The organism is Pantoea sp. CTOTU49201, from assembly GCF_032054795.1.
In the GTDB taxonomy this organism is placed as follows: Bacteria; Pseudomonadota; Gammaproteobacteria; order Enterobacterales; family Enterobacteriaceae; genus Pantoea; species Pantoea symbiotica.
In genome coordinates this window covers 1-11,052 of the sequence record NZ_DAMBSA010000124.1, presented here as the reverse complement: position 1 = coordinate 11,052, position 11,052 = coordinate 1, and the positions used below count along the sequence as shown (strand labels likewise).

Here is an 11,052-nt window from a genome sequence, read left to right as displayed (position 1 = left end):
GTACCAACGCGTAAACATCAGTTCGCCTCTGCGCTGAACTATGAGATCGCCAAAACCCTGAACGCAGAAATCGTCTTCGTGATGTCGCTGGGCAACGATTCTCCGGCGCAACTGAAAGAGCGTATCGAACTGACGCAAAGCAGCTTTGGCGGCAGCAAGAACAAAAACATCACTGGCGTGATCATCAACAAACTCAATGCGCCGGTGGATGAACAAGGCCGTACGCGCCCGGATCTGTCAGAGATTTTCGATGACTCCACTAAAGCCAGCATCGCCAACATCGATCCTAAGCAGCTGTTTGCGAACAGCCCGCTGCCGGTATTGGGTTGTGTGCCGTGGAGCTTTGATCTGATTGCTACCCGCGCCATCGATATGTGCCGTCACCTGAACGCCGATATCATCAACGAAGGTGAAATACAGACGCGCCGTGTGAAATCCGTGACCTTCTGTGCGCGTAGCATTCCGCACATGCTGGAGCACTTCCGTCCGGGTTCACTGCTGGTGACTTCCGCCGATCGTCCAGATGTGCTGGTTGCCGCCTGTTTGGCCGCGATGAATGGCGTTGAAATCGGTGCGGTGCTGTTGACCGGTGGTTATCAGATTGAAGCGCCAATCGCACGCCTGTGCGAACGTGCGTTCCAGACCGGCCTGCCTGTGTTTATGGTGAAAACCAACACCTGGCAGACGTCACTGAGCCTGCAGAGCTTCAACCTCGAAGTACCGACTGACGATACGCAACGCATCGAGAAAGTGCAGGAGTACGTGGCCAGCTTCATCAATGAAGATTGGGTGGAATCGCTGACCGCAACGTCCGAGCGCAGCCGTCGCCTGTCTCCTCCGGCATTCCGTTACCAGCTCACCGAGCTGGCGCGCAAAGCCGGCAAACGCATCGTGCTGCCAGAAGGCGACGAGCCACGTACTGTCAAAGCCGCAGCGATTTGCGCCGAACGTGGTATCGCCACCTGTGTGCTGCTCGGCAACCCGGAAGAGATTCAGCGTGTTGCGGCTGCGCAGGGCGTTGAACTCGGCAAAGGCATCGTGATTGTCGATCCAGAAGTGGTACGCGAAAACTACGTGCCGCGTCTGGTTGAGCTGCGTAAGAGCAAAGGCATGACCGAAGTGGTGGCGCAGGAGCAGCTGGAAGACAATGTGGTGCTCGGCACCATGATGCTGGAAAGCGGCGAAGTTGATGGTCTGGTATCCGGCGCGGTTCACACCACGGCTAACACCATTCGTCCACCGCTGCAGCTGATCAAAACCGCGCCAAACAGCTCGCTGGTGTCGTCGGTGTTCTTCATGCTGCTGCCGGAGCAGGTTCTGGTGTATGGCGACTGCGCCATCAACCCGGATCCCAATCCAGAACAGCTGGCAGAAATCGCGATTCAGTCTGCCGATTCAGCTAAGGCCTTCGGTATCGATCCACGCGTCGCGATGATCTCCTACTCCACCGGTAACTCCGGTGCCGGTAGCGACGTTGAGAAAGTGCGTGAAGCTACGCGCATCGCGCAGGAAAAACGCCCGGATCTGGTGATCGATGGTCCGCTGCAGTACGACGCCGCGATTATGGAAGACGTCGCCAAATCCAAAGCGCCAAACTCTGCGGTTGCAGGTCGCGCTACCGTGTTTATCTTCCCGGATCTGAACACCGGCAACACCACTTACAAAGCGGTACAGCGTTCTGCCGACCTGATCTCCATCGGGCCGATGCTGCAAGGCATGCGTAAGCCGGTGAACGACCTGTCACGCGGCGCCCTGGTGGATGACATCGTCTACACCATCGCATTAACGGCGATTCAATCCCAGCAGGCCGAAGGCTAATCCCTTCCCCGCCCGGCAAAAAAGCATGCACTTCGGTGCGTGCTTTTTTTTTGCCCTGCACTTCACTGGCATAAACCCTGCGCTGCGCTAACACTGATTGAAGTCTGCCGCTAATTGCGAGGTGAATAATGAGCAACAGTGATGTGCACAGCCGTCGTTTACAAGCCACGCCGCGTGGCGTAGGTGTGATGTGTGATTTCTATGCGGTGAAAGCCGAGAACGCCACGGTGTGGGATCAGCATGGCCGCGAATACACCGATTTTGCCGCAGGCATCGCGGTGCTTAACACCGGGCATCGTCATCCGAAAGTGATGGCGGCGGTGCATCAGCAACTTGAATGCTTTACCCACACCGCATTTCAAATCATCCCTTATGAGAACTACATCCATCTCGCTGAACGGCTAAATGCGTTGGTACCGATTAACGGCGCGGTGAAAACCACCTTTTTCTCAACCGGTGCAGAAGCGGTCGAAAACGCGGTGAAAATTGCGCGCGCGGCCACCGCTCGTCCCGGCATCATCGCCTTCACCGGCGCGTTTCACGGCCGCACCAATATGACAATGTCACTAACCGGTAAAGTGGTGCCGTATAAAACCGGCTTCGGCCCCTTCGCCAGCCCGGTGTTTCACGCGCGCTATCCCAACGCGCTGCACAACGTCACCGTTAGTGATGCGCTCGACAGCCTGGAAGCGATTTTCCGCAGCGATATCAGTCCGCAGCAGGTGGCGGCCATTATCTTTGAACCGGTTCAGGGCGAAGGCGGTTTCTACAGTGCGCCGCCAGAGTTTGTCGTAGCACTGCGTGAGTTATGCGATCGTCACGGCATTCTGCTGATCGCCGATGAGATTCAGAGCGGTTTTGCGCGCACCGGCAAGCTGTTCGCCAGCGACTATTACGCGGTAAAGCCCGATCTCATCACCATGGCGAAAAGTCTGGCCGGCGGTTTCCCGCTCTCGGCGGTGTCGGGACGCGCGGAAGTCATGGACGCGCCTGAACCTGGCGGCCTGGGCGGAACCTATGCTGGCAGTCCACCGGCGATTGCGGCTGCGCTGGCGGTGTTAGAGATCATCGAAGAGGAAGCGCTGTGCAGCCGCGCCAATCAATTAGGCAGCCGATTAAAACAGGCGTTACAGCGTGCGGAGTGTAAAGCGCTGGTGGAGATACGCGGATACGGCTCGATGATAGCGGCGGAATTCAATGATGCGGCGGATAAGCCGTCGGCGGAGATTGCCAGAGCTATTCAGCAGCAGGCGCTGGAGCAAGGTTTGATTCTGCTAACCTGCGGCGTGTACGGTAACGTGATTCGCTTCCTCTATCCGCTGACCATTCCCGATGCGCAGTTCGAGGATGCTTTGACGCTGTTGACGGGTATTCTGCGGGAACATTAACAATGTGTATAAGGTCGCCATAAATGGCGACCCTACGGCATGATTATGCTTCGCTGCTCTGTTTACGACGAGCAGCATCGCTGTTACGGCTCAGCCACAATGACAACGCCTTAAGCGAATCATCGGTGAACTCGTCACAGCGCGCGGTGATCTCTTCCGGCGTCATCCAGAAGATCTCGTCTACTTCCTCTTCCTGCATGGCAAACGGACCATGGGAAACGCAGCTGAACAGCCCGCCCCATACGCGGCAATGCTGATCTTCAAAGTAGAACTGTCCATGCTCGGCGAACGGAACGGCCGCAATACCCAACTCCTCTTCCGCTTCACGACGTGCCGATTCCAGCAGGTCTTCCCCGCTCTGCACCACGCCACCGGCAGTGGCATCCAGCATACCCGGCATGAAGTCTTTGATTTCAGTGCGACGCTGCACCAGAATTTTGCCCATGCCATCGTGCACCACAATATAGGTCGCGCGATGACGCAGACACTGCGCACGCATCTGCGCACGGCTGGCCTGCGCAATGACTTCGTTCTCTTCGTTAACGATATCAACCCACTCGATACCGTCACCTGCCGTTTGATCCACCATCCGTAACCCTTTCTGTTTTCGGCGTGCCCAGCACGCGCCTGTTTGCCATGCTTTATTAGAATAGGCGGTAAGGTAAAGCGTTCTTTTCGCCATCGCAAGGCGCATCGTGCTCAGCGTGTTTTACCGGATTCCGCTAACCAAAGTTGCACCGAAGCACGCTGCCACTGGAACTCAGCATAGTGTTGCAGCTTCACCGGCAACGCATCGCCGTGTAGCGCCAGACGATTAATCATCACGGCTAAATCGGTATCCGCAATCGACCATTCGCCAAACAGATTTTGCTGTCCGTCAGGCAAAAGGCGCTGCAACGCAGCAATGAGTTTATTAGCGGCTTGCTCACCGGCTGGCGTAAGCGGCGCAAAGCGTTCGCCGGCGAACAGCACTTCAGTGGGGCGCTCGGAGCGCAGCGCCATCAAATCGCTGCGCAGCCACGCCTGCACTTCGCGCGCATGCGCCCGTTTCTCGCAATCGCGCGGATAAAGGCGCTCGAACTCTGGCGCCGGAAAACGCTCTTCCAGATACTCGGCAATCGCTGAAGATTCCGTCAGCAGCACATCATCGATTTGCAGCGTAGGCACGCGGCAGGTCAGCGACAACGCGCGGTATTCCTCATCCCACTGCGCATTCTGCGATAAATCGACGCGCTTCAGGGTGAAGGGAATGCCCTTCTCGGTTAGCGCAACATAAACCGACATGGCGTAAGGACTGAAAAAGCAGGAATCTGACCACAAGGTAATGGTTGGATAATTCATTGGCTGCCTCAGGAAAGCGTCAGGTGTGCATCATGTTTACCGATTTTTATTTGTGAAGGCAATGGTGCGCTGGTCGGATCTTTAGCTGCTAAGACCAGCGCTGACTTTTCCTTTTTCTTCATAAGCGTAAGCCGAGTCACGCCGCGCGCACGCTTCTCTTCTATGCTCAATCTGAGCAGATAAAAAATGACAAGGAGGCTCAACATGCATTTACTGATCACCGGCGGCACCGGCCTGATTGGCCGCCACTTAATCCCGCGTCTGTTGCAGCTTGGCCATCAGGTGAGCGTTGTTACGCGTGATGTGGCCGCCGCACGCGAGAAACTCGACGCCAGCGTAGCGCTGTGGTCCGGCATTAATCAGCAAACCGATTTAAACGGCATTGATGGCGTTATCAATCTCGCCGGCGAACCGATCGCCGATAAACGCTGGACCGAACAGCAGAAGCAGCGTCTGTGCGAAAGCCGCTGGCAGATTACCGAGCAGTTGGTTTCGCTGATTCACGCCAGCAGCAATCCCCCACAATTTTTGATTTCCGGCTCGGCTACCGGTTTTTATGGCGATACCGGCGATCTGGTGCTGACCGAAGAGGATCCGGGGCACGACGAGTTTACCCATGCGCTGTGCGCCCGTTGGGAGCAATTGGCGCTGACTGCGCAGAGCGATCGCACCCGCGTTTGTCTAATGCGAACTGGCGTGGTGCTGGCGAAGGAAGGTGGCGCGTTATCGAAGATGAAACTGCCGTTTAAGCTTGGCGTCGGCGGCCCGATTGGCAGCGGCAAACAGTATCTGCCGTGGATTCACATCGACGATTTGGTTAACGCGATGCTGTGGTTGATCGACCATGCTGAACTGCGCGGCCCTTTCAACATGGTTGCGCCCTATGCGGTGCGCAATGAGCAGTTCGCCGCCACGCTCGGCCATGTGATGCATCGCCCAGCCTTTATGCGCACGCCAGCCAGCGCCATCAAGCTGATGATGGGTGAATCGGCGGTGTTGGTGCTCGGCGGACAACATGTGTTGCCGAAGCGCTTAGAGGAGTCAGGCTTTGGTTTTCGCTGGTACGACTTAGAGGAAGCCTTGCGGGATGTCGTGTAGGGTCGCCATTAATGGCGACCTGGTTAAACTAACTCCGCTGCTGCACAACACGTGATTTCAACGCAGCCGGTTCGCGCGTATGTCCCGGCTGCGGCACACGAATAATAAAGGTCAGCACCCCAGCAAACACATACAGCGCGGTATACGCCCACACCACGCCAACGATATCGAAAAACGGCAACATCACCGAAGCGATCGCAGGCGCAACAAAGTTACTCAGTCCAGCCGACAGATTGTAAATGGATACCGCAGCACCTTTATGATGCGGCTCCAGCGTTGGAAACACCGCAGTCATCGGCACAAAGGCCGCAACAAAAACCCCCAACATCACCGCCGGAATCAACGCCACCCAGAAGTTATGCCCGGCATACAGCGGCAGGTAGTAAAACGCCAGACTGGAAATGGCCATACCGAGGCAGCCAAACCAGCGCACCTGTCGGATCCAACCCAATTTCTCGCCGGTAATGCCCCAGAAGATGTTGGTAAAAATGGTGACGAAGAAGAATACCGCCCAGACCTGCAGCCACTCGGAAACGGTAAAACCAAGGCGATCAACGAATAGCAGCGGCATGATAATGGCGAAACCAAACAACGACAGCGTGTTAATGATGCGAATCAGGCAGGCATAAAACACGTGCTGGTTGGTAAACAGAATGGTTACCGCGCGCGACATTTCGGTCATTTTGTCGCGCATCGGCAAATTGACGCGCGAACGGTCAACCGGCACATGACGCAAGCTGAAGTAAGCCAGCACGCCACCGCAGGCAACCCAAATGATCGCCAGCCACAGCGTACCGGTTTCGCCCAGCATCGGGATGGTCAGACTCGGCAAATAGCTGCCGACCACACCGATGCCGACTGAATACATTGCCCAGAACCAACCGGTGGCGGCCGCCAGTTTTTCACGCGGCAGCACCTGCACCAGCATCATCATGAATGAATAGATAAATAGCGGATACGCCAGACCGCGAATGCCGTAGAACAGCACCATCAGCGGATAGTTGCGCATGCCAAGACCCAGCGACATAAACAGCGTGTGCATCACGATCCACAGCACGAAGCCAATCATCATCGCTCGCTGGGGCGTAATCAGTTCCGCCACCACGCCCGATGCCCAGGCTGCTAATGCTGCCGCCAATCCATAGAAGGTAAACACCACCGCTGACTGCGCCGGCGTGAAGCCCATATCTGTGATATGCCGTGACAGGAACGCCATTTCAAAGCCGTCACCCGCCATAAAAATAGCGATGGCGAGGAAGCCCCAGAACATCTTTTTCGGTAAGCCAAACCAGTAATCATTCGATTGCATCTCACTCATCCTCTGTTTGGAATTATTCAGGTAGCAATGCTCGCGCCTGCTGCTGTTGGTCATAAAGCGTGCGGAACAGCTGCAATCGCTGCTGCAGTACCTTGCCGCGTGCGGCATCGGGCTGATAACGCGCCTGCACCGGCGGTTTGAGGCAAACGTCGCTCTCCACACCGCCAGCGGCCAGCCACGCCAGACGCGCAGCTCCTAAAGCGCCGGACGCGCTGGCGGGATGCGTGACGATCGGCAGTTGCAGCACATCGGCGATCAACTGCGCCCACAGCGTGCTGCGCGCCCCGCCGCCGGTCAGGCTGCACTGCTGAATCTGGCGCTGCGCATCACCGAGCACCGCGAAACCGTCGGCCAGACCAAATGCCACGCCTTCAATCACCGCGTAGCCGAGCAGCGCGCGTGGCGTTTCATGGCGCAGATTGAAGAAGGAACCGGAGGCGTCAGGATCGTTGTGCGGTGTGCGTTCACCGGAGAGATAGGGCAGGAAAACCGGCGCATGCCGCCGCTGTTCTTCGCTGAGCTGTGCCATCTCTTCCATTAGTTGGCTTTCGTTCACTGACAGAAGATTGCACAGCCAGCGCAGGCAACTGGCGGCACTGAGCATCACGCTCATCTGATGCCAGCGTCCGGGCAAGGCGTGGCAGAAAGCGTGCACGCCCGATTGCGGATCGGCCAGTAAGCGATCGTTGACCACAAAGATCACGCCGGAGGTTCCCAGCGAGATAAAGGCATCGCCCGGATTGACCGCGCCAACGCCGACTGCCGAAGCAGCATTGTCGCCAGCGCCGCCCGCCACGCAGACCGCGGCCGACAAGCCCCATTCACTTGCCAGATCGGCTTTTAATGTGGCGCTGACTGCGCTGCCTTCCACTAACTCCGGCATGTTGGCGCGCGTCAGTCCGGTGATGGCCAGCAGTTCGTCGGACCAGTCGCGTTTTGCTACGTCGAGCCACAACGTGCCCGCCGCATCTGAAGGTTCACTGACAAAGCGTCCAGTCAAACGCCAGCGCAGATAATCTTTCGGCAGCAGCACTTTGTCGATGCGACGAAAAATCTCTGGCTCATGTTCTGCCACCCAGCGCAGTTTGGGTGCGGTAAAGCCCGGCATGATCATATTGCCGCTAATTTGCATCATCTCTGGATGTTGCCTGCTCAACGCTTCACACTGCGGCGCGCTGCGCGTGTCATTCCACAGAATGCACGGACGCAGCACCTCGCCCTGCGCATCCAGCAGCACCGCGCCGTGCATTTGTCCCGACAAGCCAATGGCGCGAATCTCGCTCCACGCCTGTGCAGCCTGCTGGCGTAATCCAGCAAGCACTTCACCGCACGCCTGCCACCAGCGTTCTGGATCCTGCTCCGCCCAATGCGCATGTGGGCGCTGCACGTTGAGCGTGGCGTGATTCGAGGCGAGGATCTCGCCCTGCGCATTGATGATCAGCGCTTTGAGCTCCGAGGTGCCAATATCAATTCCCAGATACATGTTGCGCTCCTTACACCGCGGCCAGCGCGCGTTCTGGCTGTTTCAGCCACAGCTGCAGATCCGCCACGCTGCGCGTCACCAACGCATGAAACGCCTTGTCCTGTGCCAGCTCGCCAAACAGCGCGCTATCGCTGAGGAAAGCGTTCAATGCATCGGAGCGGCTAAACTGCTGGCGCAGCGCATCGGCTTGCAGCACGCCATCCTGATAGGTGTAAGGCAAATCATCACTGGCCCAGCGTTGCAGAAACAGGAAGAACAGCGCAGGCAGCACGGCGGTGGCCGCCGGTTCTGCGCCGCGCTGATAGCATTCGCGCAGTGTTGGCGTCACCATGCCGGGGATTTTCGACAAACCATCCGCGCCAACACGCTGATTGGTGTCTTTGATGTAGGGATTACTAAAGCGTGCCAGAACCACATCGCGGTACTCGGCTAAATCCAGCGGGCTGGGCGACAGCGATGGCATCACATCCTGCGTCACGTAGTCATATGCCAGTTGATAGATGGTTGGCTGACGCGTGCTGTCATCGATGTAACTGAGGCCAATCAGCGTGCCTGCCCAGGCAATCGCCGCATGCGTTGCGTTGAGGATACGGATTTTCGCCTCTTCCCACGGCAATACCGATTCCACCAGTTCAACGCCAACCCTCTCCAGCGCCGGGCGACCGGCAATGAAGTCATCTTCAATCACCCATTGAATAAAGGATTCGGCCATCACCGCCGCGCCATCGTCTTTACCGGTGGCGGCCTTGACGCGCTCAGCCACATCCGGCGTTGGGCGCGGCGTAATGCGATCCACCATGGTATTGGGCGACGTGCTATTTTCGCGCACCCAATTCGCTAATGCGTTATCGCCTTTGGCCGCAAGAAACGCGAGGAAGCCGTGACGGAAACGTTCGCCGTTGTGGCGCAGGTTATCGCAGTTGAGCAGCGTAACCGGCGCGCCACCGTTCGCCACGCGCTGCGTGAGGATCCGCGCCAGCGCGCCATAAATCGTGCGGATGTCGCCTTTCACATCGGCCTGCACATCCGGCTGCGTGAGGTCCAGTTCGAACTCCGGCGTCAAATAGTAACCGGCTTCAGTGACGGTAAAACCGATCACACGGGTTTCACTTTTCGCACCCTGCTCAACCAGCGCGCTGATATTGCTATCCCACGGCAGGATTTTACGCAGTGAAGTGATGGTTTCGTAGGCCCGTTCGCCGTCTGGCGTCACGGTTTCCAGCACATACTCGCCGTCTTGCTCAGCGAGTTGCTGCAGCAATGGCGCGGCATCCTCGCGGATATTGCCGAGAGCGATGCTCCAGTTATCATCGCCCTGCTCACGTAATTTATGCAGATACCACGCCTGATGAGCACGGTGAAAAGAACCTGCGCCGATATGCATCCACACTGATTGATTAGTCATAGCCGCCTCAAAATAAACATTTGCCACGATTAAGGGCATTTGCCCGATGACGCGTAGCATAGTGCGAGCCAGCAGCCATGTTCTGCGAGCTAAATCACAATTAATACTTTTGCTCTTTTTTAGGGCTTTTGCTCAGTTAACACTTAACCGGCATCTCGCGTTAACATGGCGCACCGGTTTTGACGGAACAGCGCGATGAGCAGAGAAGAGAAAAAACAAGAACTGGCAGCACGTGCGGCCTGGATGTATTACGTGGCGGGCGTTACACAGCAGGAGATTGCGCGCGCATTAGGATTGTCGCGTCAGGTGGCGCAGCGTTTGGTCTCCAGCGCGCGTGAAATGGGCATGGTCAGCGTAAAGATCGATCATCCCGTCACCCACTGTTTGCATCTGGCGCGTGAAGTGCAGGAGAAGTTTGGCCTGCAACTGTGTCGCGTGGTGCCTTCTGCCAATCTGGATGATGACGCTATTCAGCAGATGCTGGCAGTTGAAGGCGCGGCGGTGATGGCGCAATACATCAGCGAGGAGCAACCTCAGGTGTTTGGCATTGGTTCCGGTAAGACGCTGCGCTCGATGATCGATGTGCTTCCCTGGGTTGAGCGACCACAGCATCAATGTGTGTCAATGATTGGCGCGATTGCGCGGGACGATTCGGGTACGCGTTACGACGTGCCGCTGAAGATGGCGGAGAAGATGCAGGGCAAATATTTCTTCATCCCTGCGCCGCTGTATGCGGATACGCCCGAGGACAAAGCGATGTGGATTCAGCATCAGGTTTACCAACGCGTGACACAGCGTGCATTGCAGGCGGATGTGGCCTTCGTCGGCATTGGTGAAGTGCAGCCCGGCTGCCCGCTGCATGCCGAAGGCTTTATCACCGATGCGCAAGTTGCAGCGCTCAACGCGCTCGGCGTGGTGGGGGAAATGCTTGGTCACTTTTTCAATCAGCAAGGTGAACGCGTGTTGGGTGAAACCGATGAGCTGCTCACCAGCGTGTTGCTGGAGAGTAAGACGCAACGCCAGATTATTGGCTTTGCCGGCAGCGAACGTAAATATCCGGCGATCCGCGCCGCGCTGCAGGGCGGCTGGGTGTCAGGTCTGGTGACCGATGAGGATACAGCGCTGAGGTTGTTGCGGGAATAAAAGGGTGCGCATGAAGGTACAAACCGGGCTGATGGGTAACACTTTAGACCGGGCACAT

At 57.1% G+C, this 11,052-nt stretch carries 10 protein-coding genes; 4 read left to right on the top strand and 6 right to left on the bottom strand.

The genetic code is table 11. The features are described from left to right. Together pta and RTY00_RS10945 are read left to right on the top strand one after the other, a co-directional pair. The coding region (pta, locus tag RTY00_RS10950) for a phosphate acetyltransferase (protein WP_312664443.1) at window positions 1-1,818 on the top strand (1,818 nt) is incomplete at its 5' end. A gap of 128 nt (window positions 1,819-1,946) precedes the next feature. Beyond that, window positions 1,947-3,206, top strand: coding sequence for a 4-aminobutyrate--2-oxoglutarate transaminase (locus tag RTY00_RS10945; protein ID WP_312664442.1), 1,260 nt, complete (start codon window positions 1,947-1,949; stop codon window positions 3,204-3,206). 43 nt (window positions 3,207-3,249) lie between these two features. Here the strand turns inward: RTY00_RS10945 and yfcD are convergent, their stop codons facing one another. The 3 genes from yfcD to RTY00_RS10930 form a co-directional block, all read right to left on the bottom strand. Then, a complete protein-coding gene (gene yfcD, locus RTY00_RS10940; protein WP_007889295.1) occupies window positions 3,250-3,795 on the bottom strand; it encodes an NUDIX hydrolase YfcD in 546 nt (181 codons plus the stop codon). A 110-nt stretch (window positions 3,796-3,905) separates the two neighbouring features. Next, window positions 3,906-4,547, bottom strand: coding sequence for a glutathione transferase (yfcF, locus tag RTY00_RS10935; RefSeq protein ID WP_312664441.1), 642 nt, complete (start codon window positions 4,545-4,547; stop codon window positions 3,906-3,908). 8 nt (window positions 4,548-4,555) lie between these two features. Next, a complete protein-coding gene (locus RTY00_RS10930) occupies window positions 4,556-4,753 on the bottom strand; it encodes a hypothetical protein (protein WP_312664440.1) in 198 nt (65 codons plus the stop codon). Between RTY00_RS10930 and RTY00_RS10925 the strand changes: the two genes are divergently transcribed. Beyond that, the gene (locus RTY00_RS10925) at window positions 4,752-5,645 is read left to right on the top strand and encodes a TIGR01777 family oxidoreductase (protein WP_258143669.1); all 894 of its coding nucleotides are present in this window, start codon (window positions 4,752-4,754) and stop codon (window positions 5,643-5,645) included. The two genes, RTY00_RS10930 and RTY00_RS10925, sit on opposite strands and share 2 nt — an antisense overlap. 28 nt (window positions 5,646-5,673) lie before the next feature. Here the strand turns inward: RTY00_RS10925 and RTY00_RS10920 are convergent, their stop codons facing one another. Genes RTY00_RS10920 through dalD form a run of 3 tightly spaced genes read right to left on the bottom strand, consistent with a single transcriptional unit; the run spans window position 5,674 to window position 9,851 of the window. Beyond that, window positions 5,674-6,954 carry an MFS transporter gene (locus RTY00_RS10920; RefSeq protein WP_312664439.1) on the bottom strand — a complete coding sequence of 427 codons (1,281 nt, stop codon included), beginning with the start codon at window positions 6,952-6,954 and terminating at the stop codon, window positions 5,674-5,676. Between the two features lie 22 nt (window positions 6,955-6,976). Next, entirely contained in the window at window positions 6,977-8,446 is a 1,470-nt protein-coding gene (gene xylB, locus RTY00_RS10915) for a xylulokinase (RefSeq protein ID WP_312664438.1), read from the bottom strand. 10 nt (window positions 8,447-8,456) lie between these two features. After that, window positions 8,457-9,851 carry a D-arabinitol 4-dehydrogenase gene (dalD, locus tag RTY00_RS10910; RefSeq protein ID WP_312664437.1) on the bottom strand — a complete coding sequence of 465 codons (1,395 nt, stop codon included), beginning with the start codon at window positions 9,849-9,851 and terminating at the stop codon, window positions 8,457-8,459. A 195-nt stretch (window positions 9,852-10,046) separates the two neighbouring features. On the opposite strand from dalD, the gene RTY00_RS10905 reads away from it, so the two are divergent. Beyond that, the gene (locus RTY00_RS10905) at window positions 10,047-10,994 is read left to right on the top strand and encodes a sugar-binding transcriptional regulator (RefSeq protein WP_312664436.1); all 948 of its coding nucleotides are present in this window, start codon (window positions 10,047-10,049) and stop codon (window positions 10,992-10,994) included. Window positions 10,995-11,052: the final 58 nt, after the last annotated feature.

Excerpts from the sequence above, each read along its gene's own strand:
- xylB (WP_312664438.1), bottom strand. The coding sequence starts at position 8,446 with ATGTATCTGGGAATTGATATTGGCACCTCGGAGCTCAAAGCGCTGATC.
- yfcF (WP_312664441.1), bottom strand. The coding sequence starts at position 4,547 with ATGAATTATCCAACCATTACCTTGTGGTCAGATTCCTGCTTTTTCAGT.
- yfcD (WP_007889295.1), bottom strand. The coding sequence starts at position 3,795 with ATGGTGGATCAAACGGCAGGTGACGGTATCGAGTGGGTTGATATCGTT.
- RTY00_RS10930 (WP_312664440.1), bottom strand. The coding sequence starts at position 4,753 with ATGTTGAGCCTCCTTGTCATTTTTTATCTGCTCAGATTGAGCATAGAA.
- RTY00_RS10925 (WP_258143669.1), top strand. The coding sequence starts at position 4,752 with ATGCATTTACTGATCACCGGCGGCACCGGCCTGATTGGCCGCCACTTA.
- RTY00_RS10905 (WP_312664436.1), top strand. The coding sequence starts at position 10,047 with ATGAGCAGAGAAGAGAAAAAACAAGAACTGGCAGCACGTGCGGCCTGG.
- dalD (WP_312664437.1), bottom strand. The coding sequence starts at position 9,851 with ATGACTAATCAATCAGTGTGGATGCATATCGGCGCAGGTTCTTTTCAC.
- RTY00_RS10945 (WP_312664442.1), top strand. The coding sequence starts at position 1,947 with ATGAGCAACAGTGATGTGCACAGCCGTCGTTTACAAGCCACGCCGCGT.
- RTY00_RS10920 (WP_312664439.1), bottom strand. The coding sequence starts at position 6,954 with ATGCAATCGAATGATTACTGGTTTGGCTTACCGAAAAAGATGTTCTGG.